A 25,272-nucleotide genomic window follows, 5' to 3' on the forward strand; every position below is an offset into this window, starting at 1 on the left:
TCCGGCTAAATTTTAACCGGGGAGCAATTTGACCCCTCAATAGTTCGATTCAATGTTCATCTGCCCGTTTCTTGTACTTTTTTGGCAAGCAAAAAAGTACAAGAAACGGGCACAAATTGGCTATTACGGCCACCAATTTGATCGCTCGATCCGGCTTTTCTAATACTGTATGGCTTCGCTATCAACGGTGCGAAGTTCCACGGTTCTCTTGGCGGGGGAGGCATGTATCATCCTTCTATTATGTCCTTGACCAGGTAAGGAATCCAAGTAAATTTAATGCAATTTTAGCCGGACAACAATGATTAGAATTGTAATTTGAAACTTCCGAACACACCGAATTTTTTATCATAAGATACATTCGGTAAAGGATCAGGTTTCAGTCTCCAAATAAAATCGATCCTGATAAATTTGAAGATATTTTCAATACCTGTTCCAACTTCGAGGTAAGGCGAACGTTCCAAGGTGCGGAAAGGGTAACCCTTGGTAAGATTCAATGCCCTGTTTTCTTCAGAAAGTCCGCCTATTAAGCCTTTCGCCGTCCAAAATTGACGGAGTTTAAACTTGCGGATAAACGGTATATAATTGAATATACCGCTACCGATGGTATGTTCGATATTAAAACCTGCATATTTATCACTGATAAACTCGAAACGGTTCATCATGTTAAACGCGTACTTATTGTAATAATAAATTTCATTACCGGGATGTACTTCCAACAACATGTAAGGCAATGTTCCAAACACCTTGCCGCCGAACACATTGTAATAAAGCGTGCCCAGGGGAGCAATCTTAACATAGTCGCTAACTGTTAATGCCAGCTTATGGTATTGGTAACTACTTTGCATTAAGCCTTTTACACCGAGTGCATATTTCAACTCTACGATCGGGTATTTGCTGCCCATGCTCAAGCGGTAGTAGTTTCCTTCCAAAAACTCTTCCTGGAAAGCATAGCGAAGTTTTACGCCTACTTCGAAGTTGTTCAAGGCTTCGGTGGAGCCGTTTGTCGGAAAATTGTTGATACCCGGCAACGGTAAGAAAGGCCTGTATTTCTTTTGAATTACTGATAAGTGGTGAGAAAAGCCGCTAAAATATTCCTTGTAAAACTCGAAGCGTTTTTCTTTCACCATCAAGAATTTTTGTGGAACGCCACCTTTGCGGATGGCAAGGGTAAAGATATTATCCGTTCCCACTTCGTCATAATAACTGGAACCGTTATCCAGGTCGCTAACGTATGACCCGTAGAGATACATCCTCGGGTGACGTTTCAACAACCAAAGAGCGGAAAGCTTCCCTTTAAATTTCTGATCACTGAAGCCGTAAGCTAAATAGCCGTACAAGTAAAGGTCCTTATGAAATTGCGGGGTAGTTCCAAGATCTAACCGCAGGCGGAAACCTTCCAGGTTATTACGACTGAAAACATAATAATAAGGTCCCCATTCAATTGGCCCGAAAGGCTTATACCCGGTAGCCAGGAACCTGATAGTATTAGAGTATTTTTGAAAAAGCGGCATTTTTTGCAAGGTATCTACCATTTGGTAAATGCCTTGTTCGTTATGGCTAAGCTTTTCATGCCTCAATAAAGACCAAGCGGTATCATTTACATCCCTCGCCCCTTCCAGCATCGTAATGTTTTGAGGGTACCGCTTGTCACCGAAAATATTGGTTACAGCGGTATCGTTGACAAGTACGTTTTCGTAAGTGGTGGTTTTCCTTCCAACGAACTGGATGGTTTTAGTTGGGTTCGGGCTAGGCGTGGCAAAGTCAACTACGAATTTATCCTTGGCGAGAAACCACATGGTGGTATCACTTTGCAAGGGTTTAAATTCTTGCACGAGGCTGATTTTTTTCACGAAGTTGATATTGGCGTCTTTCGGCACGGCCATCGTCATTTTTTGGATGGCGAAAAGGGAATCTACAACCCAGAACTCCCCGATGAAAGCGTTCTCACCACGTCGGCGCGGTTCAAAGTTCATCTTGATGAGGCGTTTATGGGCAACGTACTGGGTATCTGTAATGCGGTATTTATAATACATCGCGCCACTATTGCTAATGGGGCTTACAAATTCTTTATCAAAGACGGGTATGAAGTTGTCATAAACATTAATATTCTGGTACATCCCGCCGAGGAATTTCAATACGCTTTCATTGTCGAGGCCGGAAGACCGGGAAGCCTTTATGAGCTCTTTTGTTTTGTGGGGCGTTTTCTGGAAGAAATAATCCGAAACGGTTTCCGTGATAAATACGGGCAAGAAGGGCTTTTCTTCAGAAGTACTGTCGATGTTGTTCAAGATGAAAGCGAAGGGCTTTGTAAACCTGTTCTTGGAAAGTTTTTCCTTGTTTAGGTTTTGCAAGTCCAGCTCCATCTTGTTATAAAGTTCATATTTATAACTCTCCAGCCTATTATAATTATTTTCCGGTTTATGGCGGATAATATTTTTCAACAAGATGAGGGCGAAATTCACATTGGCAGTAACCTCGAATTGTTTTAACGACATATCCGACCTACTGATTTCGAAGTTCAGCTCTTGTTCCTTTAATTTCTTATCGACGAATAAAACCGTTCTTTCGTAACCCATTACCCTAACTAATAACGAATCCGAAGGAATGCTATTCAATTCAAACAGGAATTTACCATCGGCATCTGTCACCATCCCTACATTGGTTCCAACAAACTGTAAAGTTGCAAATGGGATGAATTCCTGGGTATGCGCATCCTTTACCGAACCGCTAATCTTGTACTGTTGAGCATGGAGTGGTAAAAAGCTGGTTAAACAAATGATAAGTGCTATAAATCTAATCCAGGCTATCATAACTCGTAATTGACAGCAAATTAGATATTTTAGGTCTATCCAGGCGCTTTTTGAGAAAAATTAAATAAAGATTACAATATTTTTTGTTGTTTTGAAAATTCTTATAACTTTGTAATGCAAAGTGCTTTTAATATGAATGAGCAACATTTACAAACACTCACGGATATCAAGCAAATCATGGAGCGTTCTTCCCGCTTTATATCTTTGAGTGGCCTGAGCGGCGTAGTAGCCGGTATTATAGCCTTAATAGGTGCCGCGATCGCCTATAATTGGTTAAATGATTATTACCTGGTTTACGATCGCAACGGGGGGGCAACCTACCAATCGTTGAGGGATTTGGAAATACGGTTTATCTTATTGGGTATTACCGTTTTAGTAGCGGCCTTGGCAAGTGGGATGTATTTCACCTGGCGCAAAGCCAAGCGGGATGGGATGCCGGTATGGACTAAATCTTCGAAGAACTTGTTGCTCAGCATGTGTATTCCATTGGCAGCAGGTGGAGCGTTTATAGCAGGATTGATTTTCCATGGACTAAATGCCTTGATTGCGCCGACTTGCCTGGTGTTTTACGGTATGGCTTTGTTAAATACAAGTAAGTATACCTATTCAGATATCCGCTACCTGGCGATCATAGATATCGTGCTGGGTATTTGTAATCTTTTCATGTTGAAGAAAGGCTTATATTTTTGGGCAGTTGGTTTCGGGGTAATGCATATTATTTATGGAACCAGCATGTGGTGGAAATACGAAAGGAAAGCAAATGCGAATTAAATATTAATTTTACCGGCTTTTGGGCTTGGATAATAAATAGTTGGGTAAATGAATCCGATCGGTAATCTGAATAAAATTTTTGAAAGTCGCATTCGCCTCGGCGTCATGAGTATGCTGATGGTTAATGAGGACGTCAACTTCAATGACCTCAAACAGATGCTTGAGGTCACCGATGGTAACCTCGCTTCGCATTTAACCACGCTGGAATCTAACGGTTATATCAAGGTACACAAAGGTTTTATCGGGCGCAAAACAAATACAACCTATTCAATTACTAAAATAGGGGAGAAAGCCTTTAAAAGTCATCTCGCTGCCCTGGAAGATATGATCAAATTCAATAAGTAAATTTTTTTTGCCTATATACTTTGAAATACAAAGTACTTTTAAAATAAATGAAATGAAAGAGCAAGCATCCGAACCCTGGTACATCCGTTTCGCGCTTTACGTAAAAGCTGCCATCATAGGTTTTTCTATGATCTTATTGCTTATCCCTGTAAATATGGTCATGGAGTTATTCAGGGAACGACAGTCCCGCCAGCAGGAAGCCATCGAAGAGGTGAGCAGTAAATGGGCGAATGAACAAATTGTAGCGGGACCAATATTGGCGATTCCGAAATTGGATCGATCCGATTATTTTTATATCCTGCCTTCACAGCTTGATATCGAAAATCAACTGGATGCTGAAACCCGTCACAGGGGCATATTCCCCGTGTCATTATTCCGCAATAACATCACGCTGAAAGCGAGCTTCCCCGGGCAGTTACCCCTTCCTACCCTGAACCAAGATCTAGATTGGGCACATGCCAAGCTGATAGTAGGTATCAGTGATTTGCGCGGTGTGGACGAGGTTTCGCAAGCTTCTTTGGATGGCGTTGCCCTGGAGATGCATCCCGGGGCGCCGGGATTAAAGGTGGTTAATAGCTGCCTTTCAGCCGACATCAATTTGGAAGGGAAACAATCATCTGCTGCCGGCATGTTAAGTTTAGTGAAGTTACAACTCCGGGGAAGCGGCGAGATGAATTTTGCTCCCGTTGGAAATCAAACCAATGTTAAGATGCAATCCAGTTGGGAGCACCCGGCATTTAACGGCGCATTCTTACCCACGCAACATAGCTTGAATAATGGTTTTACGGCGAGTTGGAATATCATGAGTATTAACCGTGTTTTTCCACAGTCGTGGATGGGGAATGAATACAGCATGTTAACTTCTGATTTCGGGGTCGAGTTACGTTCTCCCATCACGAATTACCAGATGGCGACCCGGAGCGTGAAATACGCCGTGTTAGTAATTGCACTTACATTCCTGGTTTTCTTTTGTTTCGAATTTACCCGCAAAGCAACTTTCCATCCATTGCATTATATCTTGGTCGGTTTTGCAGAATGTGTTTTTTATTCCTTGCTGATAGCTATCTCTGAGCACCTTGCATTTTCATTAGCATACGGTATCGCGGCGGTAATGACAGTAGGGTTGATTGCCGGGTTTACCTGGTCGATCACCCGTCAACTGGGGCCTGCATTATTTATCGGAATCATGATGGCCGGTTTATACGGTTTCCTGTATTGGGTCATCCAGTCTGAAGATAATGCATTGTTGATGGGATCCGTATTGTTGTTCATCGTCATCGCAATCGTGATGTTTTTGACACGCAACTTAAGATGGCAAAACTTTGCAATTGCAAGGAATTCGTAAATGTTAGCTTTGAAATGCCGGCCCGTATTGACGGGCCGGTACTTTCCGAACAGCTTTGAGAAATTTGGTAATTTGGGTGCAGTTTCTTGAAAGATTATTAAAACACGGTCCACATGCCACATTCATTTAAACAGACGGTCATAAACCGGGCAAAAAGTTTCGGCTATGCTTTCGAAGGTATCCTTGCTTTCCTGAAAAGCGAACCGAATGCCCGGATTCACTTACTGGCAATAGCCGTGGTTTGTACAGCGGGTATCTATTTTCATGTTTCCAATATTGAATGGTGCTTGTTGACCATTGCCATCGTATCCGTTGTAACAACAGAGATGTTAAATACGGCCATTGAAAAATGGATGGACGCAGCCCACGCGGAAAGAAGCCCGGTTGTAAAATTTATTAAAGATGTGGCCGCCGCCGCCGTCTTGATAACGGCAATAGGGGCTATTATAATCGCAGGTTTGATTTTCCTGCCGAAAATAGGATGATATGAAGTATTTACTTTCAAGAACGATTTACAGGTGGCATAAACTTTCCAGTTTCAATGACTGGGTACATGTTACGGCCTTATTTGCCATTTCCCTGGTGGTTGGAAAATATATTATAACAGGGGAATACAGGATGTTCAGTATGATTTGGAATCTATTTCTGGCTTATATTCCTTATTGGATTTCCCATTATTTTTTAAAAAAGCAGCAGGTAAAAGATAGTGTTTTTTTGCAATGGATTTTTACGCTGAGCTGGTTCTTCTTTTTACCGAATGCACCCTATATGATTACGGATCTTTTCCACCTGGAACCGGGGCCCAAATATTATAATTGGTATGACTTGCTTATGCTATTTAGCTTTGCTTGGCTGGGGTTGATGTTGGGCTTCTTATCACTTTACAGGATTGAACAGGGGTTGCGGAAGCGTTTCCCGACTCTACAGGTAAGCATCTTCATTCAATTGGTGATCATGTTAAACGCTATGGGTATCTACATCGGAAGGTACCTGCGGTGGAATTCCTGGGACCTGGTTTCTAATCCCTTCGAGTTATTCAAAAGTATATTATTCTTAATCTTCCGCCCTGATTGGTATCCGGATTTCTGGTTTTTTACTATCTGCCTAACTATGATGATGGCTTTGCTTTATGCAACGGCAAAAAAATCCCCCTCGACATGATCGAGAGGGGATTTTTAGTTTTATGGTAAGCGTCTTTATATTAGAAATCAACACCCATACCGAAGTACCAAATTGGTTTTCCTTCGAAGAACCCGCTCATCGGCCAACCGGCATCTACTTTTAGGAAATAACCGGCTATGCTGGTCCTGGCACCGAAACCGTAACCACCCACGAATGGACCGAGGAAACTTTCCCGGATCCGGATCACGGCCGTTGGGTTTTGCGGATCATTCGGAATATCAATAAGGTTAGCATCTCGGCTGAAATCCAGCTTCTTGTTCCAGGCTGTACCGATATCGATAAAGCTGGTAACTTGGAAGTTGCGTAGGAAAGCGGAATTCAATGGTTTATTCAACAATGTACTAAACACTGGCAACCTCAATTCAGTATTCAATAACATTACATTATTCCCGTTCCTGGCATTTTGATTGTAACCGCGCATATTTACCGCCAAGGTTTGGAAGGCATAGTTTTCATTCATATTCACCTGCCTTGAAGCATTAATTTTTGGACTAAACCAGTTATCATAGCCACCTAAATAATATAACAACTTCCTGGTACCCCAGCTCATATCTAATGAAAAGCGGGTAGCCCAAATAAAGTTCCTGTAAATTTCCTTGTAATAGCGGCCATCAAAGCCCATGTTGTAAGTAAACTTACCTTTTGCCGCCGCCTGGTTAAATGCTTCGTTTATATCACCTGAAACCTGGGCTATCCATTCGCCGTAAATCTTATACCTCAAGCCTTTCCAGATATTGATAGCCGGATTCATCGTGTTATCATAAACGTATTCCAATTTGCCTACAACGGAATTGCCTTTCAGGTCTGCTGCATAAAGACCTATATCTCCCTTGCTCGCAAGGAAAACCATCCTATCATTCCTAAGACCGGCTTGTAACCTGAAGCTCCGCACCTGGTCTAATGGGTAAGTAACTCCCACCTGGTACAGGTTCGTTATCATCTTTACAGGAATATCAAGAGTTGTTCCTTCAGCATAAACACTACCCCTATCTACCTTGCGATAATAAAGCAGGTTCCAATCAAATCTTCTTTTATTATTAATAAATGAGAAATAATATTCACTTCCGTCTAATGAACTTGGAACACGGAACCCCCCGGTAAATTTATAATCCTCCATGATATCGGTTACCCCGAGGCGGATCAAACCGTTAACGGGGTCGGTTAAACGTATTGGCGAGCTTGGTTGACCGGTGAACGGCTGATACCTGGTTACTAATACGGTATTATCAAGCTGTACCGCTGCGTAATCAGTTGCAAATCGTAGGCGGTAAGGCGCCATCTTGGCTTGTTTCAGGATCGAACGTTCTTTGCGAATGGGCAAGTCGAGCGGATTTGCTGCCGGGATATCGCCGGGATTGCCTTTTACAACCAGGTTATTTTTAGATAATGTATCTACCGGTTCGTCTTCAAATTCGTTCTGGAAGAAATTCGGCTGTTCGGGCTTTTTGGGCTCTACAAGATTGTTGTACATAGTAGGTAAGCCAGCCTTCACGCTATCTTCGTGCATTAGTTCCGAAATGAAGAGGGTTGGCCTAGCGTTGATATTTCTTTTTCTTAATGCTACGGTGTCTGTTTTTAACTTGTACACACGGAGGTAATCGCCGCGTTTCAATACTTCGGAAACCAAGCCCTTTTCACCGGCGCTAACGGTTTCCTTGATGCTTTCGCGGTAATTGGTAATCGGGAAAGTATAAGCCGAATCATTCGTGATCGTTGCAACCATGATAGAATCCGGCTCTGTTGTGCCGTAATCCATCAAGGCTGAATCCAAGTCTTCTTTATCGGGATTATGTAATATTTCGTTACCAACGTAAAAGATGGAATCTACACCGGCTCTTTCTGTTGAGAAGAAGCCAGCATAACGGTTATTGATACCATTGGCATCGCTGGTAAAGGTGAAGTGCGTGGTATTGTATTGTGTCGGATTCCTGGCATCACCGTATTTCATATCCGTTAATTGGGATACTTGTTTCTCGGAAGATTTATTCCAGTTATCGATCAGGAAAACATTGTACCTGCTGCTTGGTATCACGGTATCCCCGCTTCTGGCAGTTGCGGAAGGCCGGTTAGAAGAATATATGATCCCACTTTTACCTGGGAATGCAACGAAAGATGGATCGAGATCATCATATACGTCATCCGTAATTTGATCCACTTTGAAGTTACTCATGCTGTAAGTGAAAATGTCGGTATGCCCGTTTTTCACTGCTGACAACAGCAGGGTATTATCGTGTTCGAAGAAGTATTTAAAACTAATGACCCTATCGAACTGTGGTAAAGGTTGTTTGATCTTGATCTTTGTAATAATATCATAAACCAAGAGATTGGTTTTACCTTCTTTCTCATAGATCACAGCCAATTTAGATCCTTTATGGTTCCAAGCCAACAAAGGATAATTCGGATCCATCTTGGCATTCATTTGTCTTACGCCACTTTTTAGTATAACGATAGGTTTCAACCATCCCCTTTGAATTTGCACCCTGTAATAACCCGGTGCATATTCGATAGCTGCGAAATAGCTATTGGTCGGGTTAGGTTGGAACTTCATATAATCCCTCTTCTTGGTAATTTCTTTCGATACAACTGCGCGTCCGCGCGTTACCTGGCGGCGGCGGCGGTTGTCTTTTTGGTACCTGCGTAAATAATGCATCATGAAATCATTCATGGCGCTTTTCGTCGATTGATGTAATACCGTTTCAAACCCTTTTTTAAGGCTCCTGTTGAGCCGGGTAATATACATCAGGTAAGGAACGGCGTCTTTACCGTACTTGATTTGCACGTAATACCAAAAAGCCTGGCCGGCTAAAAGCGGTTTATCGAAAGCCAGGTGATTGAATGATTTATATTTCTGCGAGGTAATGACTTCTTTCAATTCAGCATCGAGCTTGGGGTTCCAATGTTCGGCAGCATAGGCAATATAGCCATCGGTAAACCAGTTTGGAAAGTCCATCAGTACCGCGTTTCCGGCAAATTCACCGATATCTTCCCCGAACATCATGGTTTGTAACATCACATTGGCTATTCCCTGGCGTATTTGTAAGCGTAAATGTTCATGATCCCCGTCAAAGTAAACGAGCAATTTGTTGCCGACGAATTTAGTAACCCCGCCGGTATTTTGCCATTCTATGCCCATGCCGATATTGGACTGCTGGTATTCACTGAAATTATTGTAAACGATGATTTCAACTCTCTGTCTGAAAGTAAATTCCATAAATTCTTCCAGGCTGGGTAATTCTTTTTCGGCAACTTGGGCAACATATTTACCTAGCTCCAAACCATTTTGCGAGAAATAAGTATGAAAGTGTTTGGTGGTATAAAATCTCCATTTAAAATTCTTGTATTGAACGCGGTTTTGACCGAAAGTAACAGTATTCGTCTGGGCTTGCGATATCAACGGGCTAATGAATATAATGCCGGAAAGAAATAACCTGGTAATAAATCGGTTCATACAGAAAGTATTGATAATATTGTGATCTAGTCTTAAAAATAGTAAAATTCGTTCAACTATGATTGAAATACAACATTTCACTTATAATCCGTTCCAAGAGAACACCTACTTACTCATCAATGATTTACAGGAATGTATCATTATTGACCCCGGTTGTTATTTTGAAAATGAGCGAAATGAACTACTTCAATATATTGCGAACAGGAAATTAAAAGTCGTGAAGCTATGGAATACGCATTGCCATTTAGATCATATTTTTAGTAATAATTTGGTTTCCAATACTTACGATGTTTTGCCTGTCATCCATCCTTTAGAACAAGTGATTTTGGATCATTCCCAACAAACGGCATTAATGTACGGTTTGCCTTTTCCCCCTTCCCCGCAACCCAATACTTTCTTCGAAGATGGGGAAACAATCACCTGGGGTAAGGATAAAATCCAGGTAATCCTGACGCCGGGCCATTCTCCCGGGAGCGTTTCCTTCTACTGTGCCGAACAAGCATTTTTAATTGCCGGCGACGTTCTTTTTTACGAAAGTGTTGGAAGAACCGATTTTCCCCACTGTAGCCATGCCGATTTAATGGATAGTATAAAGAACAAGTTGTTTTTGTTGCCAGACCAGGTTAAGGTATTTCCAGGACACGGCCCGGCTACTACTATCGGTCATGAAAAGGTTCATAACCCATTTATTTCATAGTTTAAAACGATAAAAGGGAAGCCTATGTTCAATTGGGAGCTTCCCTTTTTAAATAACGGAGAATGAACTTAAAAATTATATGATTTCCAGTAATTTAATATTAACTGCCGGCATTTCGGCGGAATATCCCGACTAAGCGCCTTCTTTCCTTGATCCATACCCAAATTACATAGATAAATACCCCTAACAAGGCGCAGCTTAATTTAACGAAATCCGACGGCACCCGGCGCACGCCCCACCAATATATCGAGAAGATCACCAATCCTAAGAATATATACGAAAGAATAGCCTTTATATCGTAGGGAACATGATAATATTTTTGCCCCAGGAAATAAGTGGCGACCATCATAACGAGGTAACATACCATGGTAGCCCAAGCGCTTCCCAGGAAACCTATTTTCGGTATCAGCCAAATATTCATGCCTACCGTGATAACCGCCCCTAGGATCGTTACAAATGACCCGATCAAGGTCTTGTTCGTAAGTTTATACCAGATGGTGAGATTGTAATATATGCCCAGGCAAACGTACCCGAATGCCAATATAGGTATCACGATTAAGCCTTCCAGGTACTCGGGATGATGCGCGCTATCTACCAGGTATCTTGTCCAAACCGTATCTGCAAATAGCACCACGACTAAAAATATGGCCATACATACAATGGTAAAGAAATACATGACATTTGCGTAAACTTGTTGCGCACTTGATTTGTTGGACTCGTTAAAGAAAAAGGGTTCGGCTCCCATCCTGAATACCTGTATGAATATGTTGATGAGTGCCGCGATCTTGTAACAGGCGCTGTAAATCCCGATAATGGCTTTGTTTTTATCAACAGAATAAGGTAATAAATGATCCAGTAATGCTCGGTCTAATGTTTCATTGACCATGCCGGCCAAACCTACGATGACCAAGGGCAGGGAATAAATCATCATATCCTTCCACAAGCGCTTATTGAACTTGAAATTATAGGATCCAAACTCCTTGTACAACATCAACAAGGTAGCCGTACTAGCAACCAGGTTGGACAGGAAAGCGTAGCCTACAGCGGAAATGGAAGGATTATAGAGAAATAGTAAGAAATGCCCCGGGTGATGCTTTTCTAACCATGGACAAAGTCCTACGAAAAATAAGGTGCTACAAACTTGTATCAGGATGTTGCAAAACTTTATCATGGAAAATTTCATGGCCTTCCCTTCCTGGCGTAAGCGGGCAAAAGGGATGGTGCAAATTGCATCGAAACCGATGATAAAAGCAAACCAAACCACGTATTCAGGATGTTCGCTCATTCTCCATAAATCGGCCATGGGTTGGGAAAACAGGATCATCAAGGAGCTAAGTAGCAAGGTGCTGCCCAGTAGGGAACTTAATGCAGTAGGATACACATCTTTCCGGTATTCATCAGATTGAGAAAAACGGAAATAGGCCGTTTCCATACCGTAAGTGAAGATGACATTCAGGAAAGTTACGTAGGCATAAGCTACCGCGTAATCCCCGAATTGCGCCGTGGTATTAAAAAGGTAAGTCAGACCGAAGGTCAAAAATACATTTAAAAACCGCCCTAAAATGGTTGGAACGCCGTAGATAAGTGTTTGCCCCGTTAATTTTTTTATACTACTCAAAGCCCGAAATTTGTTCAAAAATATAATTTACCTGGAATTGCTTCCTATTATTCCCAATCGCCGGATTTACGCTGTTGTTTCTTGAATGACTGCTTGATCTTACTTTCCTTGCGTTTTTGAATTACCGCTTTCGGAATTTTTGTTGCCAATCTTTTTTTCCTGGGTTTTAAGGCTGTGTTGACAAGGATATTCATCTTTCTAATTACGGATTCCTTGTTGCCGAGCTGGCTGCGTTCTTCCTGTGATTTTACTACCAATGCGCCTTCTGCATTGATTTTTGTTGCTAATTTCAGCAACAGGCTTTGTTTTTGGGCTTCGCTGATGAGTTTCGATGCTTCCACTATCCAGTGGCCGATCACCATGGTTTCCACCTTGTTCACATTCTGTCCGCCCTTGCCTCCGCTCCTGGCCGTGGTGAAAGTAATTTCGGGCGATATATCGATTAATTGAAATGTTGTCATACTTTGTAGCTTTGCAGCTTTATTTGTATACAAAAATACAGGCTTATCCTGGTTCTTAAAATTTTATATATGAGAGCGGTAATTCAACGGGTCAGCGAAGCGAGTGTAACGATTGAAGGGCTAAAAAAAAGCGGGATTCAACAAGGTTTAATGATTTTGGTCGGCATAGAAGATAATGATTCTGATGAAGATATTTCTTGGCTGAGTTCCAAGATCGTTCAAATGCGGATTTTCGACGATGAAAACGGCGTAATGAACCATTCCGTGAAAGATGTAAACGGCGATATCTTGCTCGTTAGTCAATTTACCTTGCACGCATCTACGAAAAAAGGCAACCGTCCCTCTTATTTAAAAGCCAGTAAGCCCCCGGTTGCAATCCCGCTGTACGAAAAAATGATTCAACAACTATCCGCTGACTTGGGAAAGGAAATTTTCACCGGCTCCTTCGGCGCCGATATGAAAGTAGCGCTGGTCAACGATGGTCCAGTAACGATTATAATCGATACCAAAAGCAGGGAATAAATATATCTTCGCGGGTAAAGACAAGGCATGCCTTGTTTCAACATATGCCTCAACCGATAAACCATGACTATAAAAGAAGCCCAAGAAAAAGTTGATCAATGGATCAACACCACGGGAGTTCGCTATTTCAGCGAACTCACCAATATGGCTATTCTCACCGAAGAAGTAGGTGAGGTAGCCCGTATCATCAGCCGTCAATATGGCGACCAATCGTTCAAGGCAAGCGACCGTGATAAGGATTTATCAGATGAACTCGCAGATGTACTTTGGGTGGTTTTATGTTTGGCCAATCAAACGGGCATCGATTTAGAAACGGCATTAGAAAAGAATTTCGAGAAAAAATCAACCCGCGATGCCAACCGCCACAAGGAAAATGAAAAGTTGAAGTAAACGCTTTTGGCTTAGCAATTGTTATACTCCCTATATGAGATTTAAGATCAGGCTGTTTCGTTTTCTCAAGAGATTTTGGCAATCATTAAAATTGTCCTTCAGCAGCTTCATGGAGGACCGGGTGCTGAAATTGAGCGCTGCATTGGCGTATTATACTATTTTTTCGATTGCGCCCATGTTGATTATCATCATTTATCTATGTGATATCTTCCTGGGAAAAGAAGCGATTGAAGGCAGCATTTTTAGCCAAATCCGTTCGCTGGTAGGAGATTCTGCCGCGATGCAGATCCAGGAAATTATCAAAAATTCAAGTGTTTCCGGCGACTTTAACTGGGCCGGGATCATTGGTCTCGTAGCATTAATTATCGGTGCCACCGGGGTTTTCGTTGAAATACAGGATTCGATAAATTTCATTTGGCGCTTGAAGGCGAAGCCCAGCAAGGGGAAGGGATTACTGAAAATGTTAATCAACCGTGCCCAATCGTTTTCATTGATCGTAAGCCTGGGCTTTATTCTCTTGGTGTCTTTGGCTTTAAACGGTATCATGGAGGTATTAAACGAGCAATTACTGTCATTTTTCCCCGAAGCTGCCGTTACTTTCACTTACCTGGCCAACCAGGGCATTACTTTATTGATTATCACCTTGTTATTTGGAATCATATTTAAAGTGTTGCCCGATGCCAAGATCCGGTGGAAAGATGTGGCCGTCGGCTCCATTACAACGGCATTGTTATTCATGTTAGGAAAATTTGCTATAGGTTATTATCTTGGTTCCAGTAAAATCGGTTCAACTTACGGTGCCGCAGGATCTATCGTATTAATATTGTCCTGGGTATATTTTTCCGCGGCAATATTGTATTTTGGGGCGGTATTTACCCGGATTTACGTCGAGATTTGCGGGAAGCATATTAAGCCGAATGACTATGCAGTGTATGTGAAGCGTATAGAAGAAGAGAAAACGCATCCCGGCGATCCCGAACCGATAGATTCATAGGGGAAAAATTTTCCAATTCTTGATTTCAAAATTCAAATTTATCTTTGCGCCACTATGGCTACAGATCAGAATAAGTTCCAAGCGATTATTTCGCATTGTAAAGAATACGGTTTCATATTTCAGTCCAGCGAGATTTATGATGGCTTGAGCGCCGTGTATGACTATGGTCAATATGGCGCCGAGTTGAAGAAAAATATTAAAGACTATTGGTGGAAAAGCATGACCCAAATGCATGATAACATCGTTGGGATCGATGCAGCCATCTTCATGCACCCTTCTACCTGGAAAGCTTCTGGCCACGTAGATAGCTTCAGTGACCCGATGATCGATAACAAGGATAGTAAAAAACGCTACCGTGTGGATCACCTGATAGAAGGATTTGCAGCTACCATGAACCCGGAAGAAGGCGCTTCGCTCATCAAGGAGATGGAGCAGCTCGAAGCGGCGGGAGATTATAAGGGTTTGAAGGACTTGATTGATCGCCACAAGATTAAATGTAGCGTAAGCGGTACCGCGAACTGGACGGATATTCGCCAGTTTAACCTGATGTTCTCCACGCAATTGGGTAGTGTTGCAGAAGAAGCCAGCGAGATTTACCTGCGCCCCGAAACGGCACAAGGTATTTTCGTGAATTTCCTGAACGTGCAGAAAACGGGTAGGATGAAGATTCCATTCGGTATTGCACAAATCGGTAAGGCATTCCGTAACGAGATCGTAGCCCGCCAGTTCATCTTCCGCATGAGGGAATTCGAACAGATGGAGATGCAATTCTTCGTTCGCCCCGGCACCGAGATGGAATGGTATAATTATTGGAAAGAAGAACGCCTGAAATGGCATAAAAGCTTGGGAATTAACCCGGAAAGATTGAGGTTTCATAACCATACGAAGCTGGCGCATTATGCCAACGCTGCATTGGATATTGAATATGATTTCCCGATCGGGTTTAAAGAACTGGAAGGCATTCACTCCAGGACCGATTTTGACCTGAAAAACCACCAGGAGCTTTCCGGCAAGAAAATGCAATATTTTGATCCGGAAATCAATAAGAATTATATCCCTTATGTAGTTGAAACTTCCGTTGGGCTGGATCGTACGGTGATGATGATTTTAAGTGAAGCTTACGAAGAACAGGACTTGAGTACCGAAGAAAAACAAGATAGCCGCGTGGTGCTGAAATTCCCGGCGAAAATTGCGCCGATTAAATTAGCCGTGTTCCCGTTAACGAAGAAAGACGGCTTGCCGGAAATCGCTAAAACGATCATGGATCAAGGTCGCCCCCATTTCCGTTGTTTCTACGAGGAAAAAGATGCGATCGGTAAACGCTACCGCAGGCAAGATGCGATCGGTACGCCTTTCTGCGTAACCGTGGATCATCAAACCAAGGAAGATAATACTGTAACGATCCGTTACCGTGATACGATGGAGCAGGAACGCATCGGCATCGATCAACTAATCGAGTTGGTCAATAGGAAGATCGCCGAATAAAAAAGGATTGTCGATATAGATATACTTAAAAGAAGGGTAAGCCCCGTACCGGGTGCTTGCCCTTTTCTTTTGGATTGACACATCAGTATTTTTCTAACCGTAAAGTTCTAGGTGAATGTCTTTGCGATCGTAGCCCATCGCTTGTATGCGCTGCTTGGCTTCATCGATCATTTGTTTCCAGCCGCAAAGAAAGAAATGTGCCGGGCGCTTGTCGGCCAATAATGATTCATATACTTCATGAACATAACCCCTAGAACCTTGCCATCCATCAGTTTCCCTAGAAAGCGTAGGGTGGTAATGGAACTTGGGCATCCGTTCGGCCAAACTACGCATTTCGTCTGCGTACAAAAGATCTTTAATATATCGTGTTCCGAATATTAAGTGCATATCCGGATGCGGGAGTTGTTGTTCTTCCAGGTATTTAACCATGGAGCGGAAAGGGGCGATCCCGGTCCCGGTGCAGATAAAAAAGATATCCCGGTCCATATGTTCGGGTAGGGTAAACACGCCCAGGGGCCCCCGCAAATTTAATTCGCTACCTTCTTTGATCTCGTTGAAAAGGTAAGTGCTGCCTAACCCGCCTTCGAGTAATACTATCACGAGCTCAATTTCATTGCTGCCATCGGGATGTGATGCAATGGAATAGCTCCTCCAACGTTTATTTTTCTTCTCGTGGATCGGTAAATCGAACGTGATAAATTGACCGGGTTTGAATGAAAAATCAGTCAATTCCGGGATTTGAATCCAAAATCTCCGGGTGTTGTGGGTTTCATTGACAATTTTAGTGACAATGCCCTTGTACCAAATTTCATTCATACGAGTGGACGGTTTTCAGCGTGATCAAGATCGCATTAGACATGTATCTTATATATTTATCAATTTAGTGAAAATTTATAAGAATCCCTGCCATTCCCTGTACTATCTTTCACCAATTTTAACAGGCTTCTGCATCAAAAAAGTGAGAATGATCGTATCTTTGCAGCCTTCATGAACTTACAGGCAGTTTTACAATTATTTCAACGAGACGCTCGCCTGGTTAAGCTGGTGCAGGGTTTTCAAAATCCAGCATCGGCCAATTTCCATTTGACAGGCTTGAGCGGTAGCGCTATCAATTTCGTAGCGGTAAACACATGGGCTAATGCCGATGTGAACCATCTGTTTATATTGAATGACCGCGAAGAGGCAGCGTATTTTCAAAACGACTTCGAGCACCTGAGCGGGGCTTTGGATGTTTTTTATTTCCCGGATTCCTTTAAGAAAACAGGGTTGTTCGATGAAATTAATAATAGCCATAGTATGCTCCGCACGGAAGCCCTGATGAAATTCACGGGTGAGCAAGTGCATAAAAAAGTGTTGGTAACATACCCTGAAGCGCTTTGGGAGAAAGTGGCGGTATCAACAGCTTATAGCGCCAGCACGATCCAGCTCAAACTGGGGGATGCGCTGGATGTAGATCAGCTTTTGGAAAAATTAGTGGGTTGGGGTTTTGAGCATAGTGATTTCGTGTATGAACCGGGACAGTTTGCCTTGCGTGGCGGGATCCTGGATATTTATTCATTCGGTAATGAAAAACCATACCGGGTGGAGTTATTCGGTGATGAAATTGATTCTATCAGGATATTTGATCCCGCTTCACAGTTGAGTGAGCGAAAATTAACGCAAGTTACACTGATCGCGAATATGGATACCCGTACCGGTGAGCACCAGAAATCTTCATTACTGGAGTTTTTGCCTGCTAATACAGTTGTTTGGATCAAAGATCCGGCATATGTAACGGGAGTGATCCGCCAAATGGAGCAAAAGTTGGCTGATTGGTTAGAATTGGGTCACAGTGTTAGGGTGAACGAAGAAGAGACCCTTTACCTGAAGGAAAGCGATTTCGAGAAAGCGGATCGTTTGCTGGAACAGCTGGAAGGTATGCACAGTGTAGTTTTCGGGCAGAAATATAGCTTCGAGGGTAATACTTCGCCTATTGAAACAATTGAGTATAAAACCTCGGAACAGCCGGTTTTTAACCGTCAATTTGAATTGTTAATCAAGGATTTTGCCCAACTGAATGCGCAAAAATATAACCTGTTTATCTTCGCTGAAAATCCCAAGCAACTGGAACGTTTGCGGAGCATCTTCGAGGATCTGAAAGCTGAATTTAGCTTTTACCCAATACCGGTGGCAATCAGCAGCGGTTTTACAGATCATGATCTTAAAATTGCCTGTTACACGGATCACCAAATATTCCAAAGGTATCATAAGTATAAACTTAAGGCGGCTTATAGCAAGAGTAAGGCCATTACGCTGAAAACTTTGAAGGAGTTGCAACCCGGGGATTATGTAACGCATATCGATCACGGGGTAGGGATGTACAGTGGTTTGCAAAAAATCGAGGTGGGTGGAAAGATGCAGGAAGCGATCAGGATCATTTATAAGAATAATGACCTGCTGTATGTCAATATTAACTCCTTACATAAAATCAGTAAATACACGGGCAAAGAAGGTGTTGAACCCCGTGTTAATAAGCTGGGCAGCGATGCCTGGGATAAGCTGAAAGAAAAGGCTAAAACAGAGGTAAAAGATATAGCAAAAGACCTGATCCGGTTGTATGCCGCGCGTAAGGCCCAGCAGGGCTTCGCACATACGCCCGATACTTACCTCCAAACGGAATTGGAAGCTTCCTTTATTTATGAAGATACGCCCGATCAAGCGAAAGCAACTTCGGATGTAAAACGTGATATGGAATCTCCTGCACCGATGGATCGATTGGTATGCGGTGATGTGGGTTTCGGTAAAACGGAAGTGGCTATCAGGGCGGCGTTCAAAACTTTGGCCGATGGAAAACAGGCCGCCGTATTGGTACCAACAACGATTTTAGCTTTCCAACACTATAAAACTTTTTCCGATAGGCTCAAGGATTTCCCTTGCACGGTTGATTACCTGAACCGTTTTAAATCTACCAAGCAAAAAAAGGAAACCCTGCAAAAGCTGGCCGAAGGAAAAGTTGATATTATTATCGGTACGCATGCCTTGCTAGGAAAAGATATCAAATTTAAGGATCTCGGTGTGCTGGTAATCGATGAAGAACAAAAGTTCGGGGTAAGCGCCAAGGAGAAACTAAAGCAACTCAAAATAAATGTAGATACATTAACACTAACGGCAACGCCCATCCCAAGAACACTGCAATTTTCTTTGATGGGTGCAAGGGATTTATCGATTATCAATACGCCGCCACCAAACAGGCAGCCTATTGAAACCGAGGTGCAGGTATTTAATCCCGATGCTATACGTGATGCGATCTATTTTGAAGCGGAGCGCGGGGGACAGGTTTATTTCATACATAACCGCGTTAAAGGTTTGGCTGAAATGGCAGGATTGATACAGCAACTTTGTCCCGATTTGAGTATTGCTACGGCACATGGACAGATGGAGGGGCATAAGTTGGAAGAAGTGATCATGGACTTTATCGAGCGGAAATATGATGTGCTGGTATGTACTAACATCGTGGAAAGCGGGGTAGATATTCCGAATGCCAATACGATCATTATCAATAATGCTCACCATTTTGGTTTGAGTGATCTACACCAATTACGGGGTAGGGTAGGACGGAGTAATAAAAAGGCGTTCTGTTACTTGCTAGCGCCACCTATGAGTACATTGCCGGGCGATAGTAGGAAGCGTCTTCAAACCTTGGAGCAACATAGTGAACTGGGAAGCGGCTTCCAAATTGCGATGCGTGACCTGGATATCCGTGGCGCAGGGAATTTGTTAGGAGGACAGCAAAGTGGTTTTATAGCTGAAATCGGATTCGACATGTATCAGAAGATACTTGATGAAGCAATCCGTGAATTGAAACAAACAGAGTTCCGCGACCTATTTAAAGAGCAGCTAGAAGAGAAGAAGGATTTTGTTAGTGATTGTACCATAGATACGGATTTGGAAATACTGATCCCTGATTCATATGTTGAAAGTATACAGGAACGTTTGAACTTATACCAAGAGTTAGATAATATTACCCTGGAGGATAAGCTGGTGGAATTTGCCAAAGGTATGGAAGATCGCTTTGGTCCTATGCCGGAACCGGTTAAAGATCTATTTACGATGATCCGCAGCCGTTGGATGGCTATACGTTTAGGTTTTGAAAAGTTGATGTTGAAAGATGAAACGATGCGTTGTTACTTTATTAACAACCCTGATTCTCCATATTTCGAATCGCCAACTTTCAACCACATTTTACAATATATTCAAACACGCACCAATAACGCCAAACTTAAACAAGTCGGCAAAAACTTCATGTTAGTCATAACGAAAATGACCAACATGACAGACGTTTACAACTTCTTAAAAGTTATGCACGACAGCGAAAAATAAAACAGGAATATAAAACAGGAATATAATAGAAGTAACATCACTAGTTTATAGATTTAAAAGCGAAGGAAAATATTAACCCTTCGCTTTTTTAAAATTAAAAACGAGGAAAACTACATTCATATCAAGTATTGTCCTATAATCTAATTACCCTATATTTGAGTAGTATAAAAAGATAGTACGCAATCCTGTTAATTCCATAAAACGATAAAATCCGTGAAATCCGTGTCGTCCGATAAAAATCCGTGAACCTTGTTAAAGTTTTCTTAACGCTGTAACATTCTTACCAGTAAACCGTTTCATCCGGTTAATCAAGAAAGAAAACAGTGATAATTTTTTTTGGTACACTTATGGAATACCGAGATAAAGTTGCATCCTAATATTGAAACTAAAATTGAAAAAGATGAAAAAGTTAATGTTACTTGTGTTAGCAGCTGTAGGTTTATCTACAGCAGTAATGGCTCAAACTGAAAATCAAAAACCCGTGAAAAAAATAGAAGTTAACGGCTCTGCTGAAATGGAAATTACCCCGGATGAAATTTACGTGAGCATCACCTTAAGGGAGTACAAGAAAAAGAACGGTAGAAAGGTAACCATCACTACGCTTGAACAACAATTACAAAAGGCGGTGAACGAAGCGGGCATCCCGAAGGAAAATTTCACCATCGAAAATGTGTTCGGTTATAATAGCGACTACTGGTGGAGAAAAAAGAAAGATGATGAAGAGTTCATGGCGCGCAAGCAATACCGTTTGAAAGTGGGAGACCTTAACAAGATCAACGCCATTATGGCGAAAGTGGATGATGATGGTATTGAAAGTGTAAATGTATCTTCTTATACCAGCAGCAAGATGGAAGAATACCGTAAGGAAGTTAAGATCAAGGCTTTGCAGGCTGCTAAAGCAAAAGCAGGGTATTTATTAAGCGGTATCGGGGAAAACCTGGGTGGAGTAATTGAAGTTCGGGAAGTGAATACTGATAATTACAGCGATGTTCGCCCGGTTGCCATGTACGCTAATACTATGGCCCGTAAAGCTGAAGCTGCCGATGTTCCGGATTCAGATATCAGTTTTAAAACGATCAAGATCAGGGCTGAAGTATATGCTGTCTTCGGTATAAAATAATACTATATCAATCCAAAAAATAAAAAAGGGCGGCAAAAATTCCTGTTTTTGCCGCCCTGCATTAGTAGCCAATCCACAAGCGCGTTACTACGCAAGGGTGCCTAATGCAACGTCCGTTAATTGATTCCTTGTCCCTCTGAACTTTACTCTCTATTTTGCACTCAATATGATCATGTGTGTGATGATCACATTGTAGTAATGTAGATCTGTTTGAAGCAGATATGGTTACATTTTTTGAAAGATTACGAGAGTATCACATGACTCGTAGCCGTTGTAGGTTTTCTATTTTAATCAGTCAAATGCCGCGCTAAATTTGCCTTCCGTAATATCAAGAAAGCCCCCGTTCTCAGCATCGCTGACAACGCGTCCGGAAAAAGTGCCTTCGATGATCTTACCATCCAGCTTGGTAATGGTTACAATAGCGTTACCACCTTGTAAAAAGGAATTGTATTCAGTGCCGAACATACTCACGGAGTATGAAATTGAAACGTAAGTATCCATGTCGGGATTATTGCTATACATCCCGGTACTTGGACTTTTAGAAGGAATTTTTAGTGTAAAGCCCACTAGTCCCCCGCCGAGATTTCCGGCGCTAACGCTGAAAGTTGTATGGGTGCTGGAAGAATCGAACCTGAGCGCCGTGGCATAATTGCCGGTAAATGTTGAATCGTTGATCAACATAGTTATGGAACCGGCAGGCTTATCGGATTCCTTCGTGCAAGCCGTAAAGCATAATATAGCCACTAAGCCCGCTAGGAGGGATAGCTTTAATTTCATAGGTATAGGTATAAATTATAAAACTGGTCTTTTCAAAATTTAGCTATTACTGGGCGTAGCTAACGTTAAACTTACCATCGGTTATTTGTACCGAATTGCCGCTCATCGCGTTAGTCATTTTACCCGAAAAAGTTCCTTTCGCTATTTTGTTTTGAGTATCTACAGCAGTTATTTTAATAGTGAAAGTTTTATTGTCTTGCGGATCCGTAGCATAACCATCGCTGGAGCTGGCGTCATTGATATAGGTACCTGCAATCATTTTGGAAAGATCCGCGGCGACGAAATTTGTATAAGTGCCTACTACGGGGTCATCCCCGTTAATAGAAATGTTTAAGTTTAAGGCTTTCTTACCATCAGCACTAGTACCCATCAAATAGAAACCTTTTCCTACTTGCTCGGGTTCACGAATGGCCGCGCTAATATTAGCCGAGTCGAACGAAACACTATTTCCATCTGCCTTAAAATCTAGGTAAATGCTGGATGATACGGAATCGGTTGGGTTTTCTCCACCATCTTCCCCGCCGTTATCTCCCCCGTTGTTTCCCCCGCCATTGTTATCCAGCCCGCCGGCATTGGCAATAGCTTCTTCGAAAGTATCTTTTTCACAGGCGTTAAATAAGCCAACTGAAAGCACCAGGCACGTTAGCAGGATGAAAGTAGTTTTAAGTTGCATAGCAATAGAAATATGGTGTAAAAAAGCTAAAATCTTAATGCAATATATTAAAAATAATTAAAATTAATCAATTTATGAATTGGATTTTTAGATTATGTGTTTAAGTATTGATTATGAATAACTAATAATGCAGTGTTTGGAGGGATAAAATAAAAAAGCAGGTCATTGTATGTAATGACCTGCTTTATATAAAGTGCAATAAATTTTTTAGGCGTCAATCTTAGCATATTTAGCATGTGATTCGATGAATTCCCTACGTGGAGGTACTTCATCGCCCATCAACATGCTGAATACTCTATCTGCTTCAGCGGCGCTTTCAATCGTAATTTGCTTGAGCGTGCGAACATCCGGATTCATGGTAGTATCCCATAATTGTTCGGCATTCATCTCACCCAAACCTTTGTATCGCTGCACGTGCACGTTATCTTCTTTACCGCCACCGGCTAATTCCTTGATTGCCGCGAGGCGTTGTTCCTCGGTCCAGCAGTAAGTTTGTTCCTTGCCTTTTTTCACGAGGTACAAAGGTGGCTGGGCGAGGTATACGTAACCTTGTTCTACCAAGGCTTTCATATACCTGAACACGAATGTGAGGATCAGCGTCGCGATATGGCTACCATCCACGTCGGCATCCGTCATGATAATCAGTTTATGATATCTTAATTTAGTTAAGTTCAATGCCTTATCATCTTCTTCCGTGCCGATGGTAACACCGAGCGCTGTAAAGATATTCTTGATCTCTTCGTTTTCGTAAATCTTGTGTTCCATGGCTTTCTCCACGTTCAGGATCTTACCCCTTAACGGCAGGATCGCCTGGTAATTCCTGTTACGCCCTTGTTTGGCAGTACCACCCGCCGAATCTCCTTCGACTAGGAACAATTCACATTTTCCAGGGTCATTGTCAGAGCAGTCGGCCAATTTACCCGGCAAGCCGCTTCCGGTCATCACGCTTTTCCTTTGCACCAGTTGGCGGGCTTTACGGGCCGCTTCCCGGGCTTGTGCCGCCAATACCACCTTGTTGATGATCATCTTGGCTTCGCGTGGATGTTCTTCTAAGTAGGCTTCCAAAACACCTGCTACGGCGCTATCAACAACGCCCATTACATCGGAGTTACCCAGTTTGGTTTTGGTTTGACCTTCAAATTGCGGTTCCGGCACTTTTACGGAGATGACCGCGCTTAATCCTTCGCGGAAGTCATCACCCGTTACTTCTACCTTGGATTTTTCGAATAATTTATTCTTATCACCATACGATTTAAATACGCGGGTTATAGCTCTACGGAAACCGGCTACATGAGTACCGCCCTCGATGGTGTTAATATTATTTACATAAGAGAAAATATGCTCATTGAAAGAGTCGTTATAAAGCAAGGCCACTTCCACGGCAACATTTGAAGGCGCATCATGTGCATCGATAAATATTGGTTCGGGGATTAAAGGGTTCCTGCGGCCGTTTTTGTCCAGCATCATCACGAACTCGTTGATACCGCCCTCGCTATAAAATTCCTCGCTTACCGGGTTGCCCAGGTCGTCTTTTTCACGATCATCTGTTAAAATGATCTTGATTTTACGGTTCAGGTAAGCTAACTCGCGTAAACGTCCTGCTAAAATCTCGCGGCTATAGGTAGTTTCTTTGAATATCTCACCATCCGGTTTGAAATGCACGGTAGTACCAGTTCTATTACTTTTCCCTACTACCCGAACGGGGTATTGCGGGATACCTTGATGGTATTCCTGTTCGAATATTTTACCGTCCAGTTCAACGGTAACATGTAATGAAGAACTTAAAGCGTTCACGCAACTCACACCCACACCATGCAAACCGCCTGAAACCTTGTAAGAATTTTTGTCAAACTTACCACCGGCGTGTAAAACGGTCATAACCACTTCCAGGGCAGAACGGTTTTCCTTGGGGTGCATCCCGGTAGGGATACCGCGCCCATCATCCTGTACCCTGATCGAGTTATCATCGCAGATGGTGACCTCGATATTTTTACAATAACCGGCAAGGGCCTCATCGATGGAGTTATCCACTACTTCGTACACCAGGTGGTGTAAACCTTTGATACCGATGTCACCAATGTACATGGCAGGTCTTTTACGAACTGCTTCTAACCCTTCTAAAACCTGGATGCTACTTGCATCATAGCCATTACTGGGGGCAGTTGTTTTCACTATTTCTTCACTCATATTATTAGCTGAAATCTTTTTTAAACAAATCCGTAGGAAATCTCACAAAAATACAAAAAATCGGGCTAATAACCATAAAAAAAGCCCA

The 25,272-nt window shown here is 42.4% G+C and carries 19 protein-coding genes and 1 pseudogene; 12 read left to right on the plus strand and 8 right to left on the minus strand.

Translation table 11 applies throughout. The annotated features are described in order from the left end of the window. Positions 1-302: 302 nt before the first annotated feature. Positions 303-2,810, minus strand: a complete 2,508-nt coding sequence (locus tag COR50_RS06670; protein ID WP_098193275.1) for a DUF5686 and carboxypeptidase-like regulatory domain-containing protein — start codon at positions 2,808-2,810, stop codon at positions 303-305. Positions 2,811-2,924: 114 nt separating this feature from the next. Between COR50_RS06670 and COR50_RS06675 the strand changes: the two genes are divergently transcribed. From COR50_RS06675 to COR50_RS06695, 5 genes are all read left to right on the plus strand, one after another. Continuing rightward, the gene (locus tag COR50_RS06675) at positions 2,925-3,581 is read left to right on the plus strand and encodes a hypothetical protein (protein ID WP_232516292.1); all 657 of its coding nucleotides are present in this window, start codon (positions 2,925-2,927) and stop codon (positions 3,579-3,581) included. Between the two features lie 48 nt (positions 3,582-3,629). After that, on the plus strand, positions 3,630-3,926 hold the full coding sequence (locus tag COR50_RS06680; protein WP_098193276.1) for a winged helix-turn-helix domain-containing protein: 297 nt from the start codon (positions 3,630-3,632) through the stop codon (positions 3,924-3,926). A gap of 52 nt (positions 3,927-3,978) precedes the next feature. Further along, positions 3,979-5,271, plus strand: coding sequence for a cell envelope integrity protein CreD (gene creD / locus COR50_RS06685; RefSeq protein ID WP_098193277.1), 1,293 nt, complete (start codon positions 3,979-3,981; stop codon positions 5,269-5,271). A 113-nt stretch (positions 5,272-5,384) separates the two neighbouring features. Then, positions 5,385-5,756: a diacylglycerol kinase family protein gene (locus COR50_RS06690; protein ID WP_098193278.1), complete on the plus strand. Its 372-nt coding sequence runs from the start codon at positions 5,385-5,387 to the stop codon at positions 5,754-5,756. A gap of 1 nt (position 5,757) precedes the next feature. Beyond that, complete coding sequence (locus tag COR50_RS06695; RefSeq protein WP_098193279.1) at positions 5,758-6,432, plus strand: DUF1361 domain-containing protein; 675 nt, start codon at positions 5,758-5,760, stop codon at positions 6,430-6,432. Between the two features lie 40 nt (positions 6,433-6,472). On the opposite strand, the gene COR50_RS06700 is transcribed toward COR50_RS06695, so the two are convergent. Beyond that, positions 6,473-9,901, minus strand: coding sequence for a BamA/TamA family outer membrane protein (locus COR50_RS06700; RefSeq protein WP_098193280.1), 3,429 nt, complete (start codon positions 9,899-9,901; stop codon positions 6,473-6,475). A gap of 58 nt (positions 9,902-9,959) precedes the next feature. Between COR50_RS06700 and COR50_RS06705 the strand changes: the two genes are divergently transcribed. Next, entirely contained in the window at positions 9,960-10,598 is a 639-nt protein-coding gene (locus COR50_RS06705) for an MBL fold metallo-hydrolase (protein ID WP_098193281.1), read from the plus strand. Between the two features lie 100 nt (positions 10,599-10,698). Here the strand turns inward: COR50_RS06705 and COR50_RS06710 are convergent, their stop codons facing one another. Next, positions 10,699-12,216, minus strand: coding sequence for a lipopolysaccharide biosynthesis protein (locus COR50_RS06710; protein WP_157760663.1), 1,518 nt, complete (start codon positions 12,214-12,216; stop codon positions 10,699-10,701). 47 nt (positions 12,217-12,263) lie between these two features. Next, positions 12,264-12,659, minus strand: a pseudogene (locus COR50_RS06715) (aminoacyl-tRNA hydrolase); the annotation flags it as partial. 87 nt (positions 12,660-12,746) lie between these two features. Here COR50_RS06715 and dtd point away from each other — a divergent pair. The 4 genes from dtd (at position 12,747) to COR50_RS06735 (ending at position 16,068) form a co-directional block, all read left to right on the plus strand. Continuing rightward, the gene (gene dtd / locus COR50_RS06720; RefSeq protein ID WP_098193284.1) at positions 12,747-13,199 is read left to right on the plus strand and encodes a D-aminoacyl-tRNA deacylase; all 453 of its coding nucleotides are present in this window, start codon (positions 12,747-12,749) and stop codon (positions 13,197-13,199) included. A 63-nt stretch (positions 13,200-13,262) separates the two neighbouring features. Next, positions 13,263-13,589 (plus strand): nucleotide pyrophosphohydrolase, encoded by a 327-nt coding sequence (locus tag COR50_RS06725; RefSeq protein WP_098193285.1) that lies wholly within the window; start codon positions 13,263-13,265, stop codon positions 13,587-13,589. A gap of 34 nt (positions 13,590-13,623) precedes the next feature. Continuing rightward, positions 13,624-14,583, plus strand: a complete 960-nt coding sequence (locus COR50_RS06730) for a YihY/virulence factor BrkB family protein (protein WP_232516293.1) — start codon at positions 13,624-13,626, stop codon at positions 14,581-14,583. Positions 14,584-14,637: 54 nt separating this feature from the next. Further along, positions 14,638-16,068, plus strand: coding sequence for a glycine--tRNA ligase (locus COR50_RS06735; RefSeq protein WP_098193286.1), 1,431 nt, complete (start codon positions 14,638-14,640; stop codon positions 16,066-16,068). A 93-nt stretch (positions 16,069-16,161) separates the two neighbouring features. Here the strand turns inward: COR50_RS06735 and COR50_RS06740 are convergent, their stop codons facing one another. After that, positions 16,162-16,884 (minus strand): ferredoxin--NADP reductase, encoded by a 723-nt coding sequence (locus tag COR50_RS06740; RefSeq protein WP_098193287.1) that lies wholly within the window; start codon positions 16,882-16,884, stop codon positions 16,162-16,164. 171 nt (positions 16,885-17,055) lie between these two features. Between COR50_RS06740 and mfd the strand changes: the two genes are divergently transcribed. Together mfd and COR50_RS06750 are read left to right on the plus strand one after the other, a co-directional pair. Further along, on the plus strand, positions 17,056-20,427 hold the full coding sequence (gene mfd, locus COR50_RS06745) for a transcription-repair coupling factor (protein WP_098193288.1): 3,372 nt from the start codon (positions 17,056-17,058) through the stop codon (positions 20,425-20,427). 400 nt (positions 20,428-20,827) lie between these two features. Next, the gene (locus tag COR50_RS06750) at positions 20,828-21,547 is read left to right on the plus strand and encodes an SIMPL domain-containing protein (RefSeq protein WP_098193289.1); all 720 of its coding nucleotides are present in this window, start codon (positions 20,828-20,830) and stop codon (positions 21,545-21,547) included. Between the two features lie 291 nt (positions 21,548-21,838). Here the strand turns inward: COR50_RS06750 and COR50_RS06755 are convergent, their stop codons facing one another. From COR50_RS06755 to gyrB, 3 genes are all read right to left on the minus strand, one after another. Then, positions 21,839-22,324: a hypothetical protein gene (locus tag COR50_RS06755; RefSeq protein WP_098193290.1), complete on the minus strand. Its 486-nt coding sequence runs from the start codon at positions 22,322-22,324 to the stop codon at positions 21,839-21,841. A 46-nt stretch (positions 22,325-22,370) separates the two neighbouring features. After that, the gene (locus COR50_RS06760) at positions 22,371-22,997 is read right to left on the minus strand and encodes a hypothetical protein (protein ID WP_157760665.1); all 627 of its coding nucleotides are present in this window, start codon (positions 22,995-22,997) and stop codon (positions 22,371-22,373) included. A 207-nt stretch (positions 22,998-23,204) separates the two neighbouring features. Continuing rightward, complete coding sequence (gene gyrB, locus COR50_RS06765) at positions 23,205-25,184, minus strand: DNA topoisomerase (ATP-hydrolyzing) subunit B (RefSeq protein WP_098193292.1); 1,980 nt, start codon at positions 25,182-25,184, stop codon at positions 23,205-23,207. Positions 25,185-25,272: the final 88 nt, after the last annotated feature.

The organism is Chitinophaga caeni (genome assembly GCF_002557795.1).
GTDB lineage: Bacteria > Bacteroidota > Bacteroidia > Chitinophagales > Chitinophagaceae > Chitinophaga > Chitinophaga caeni.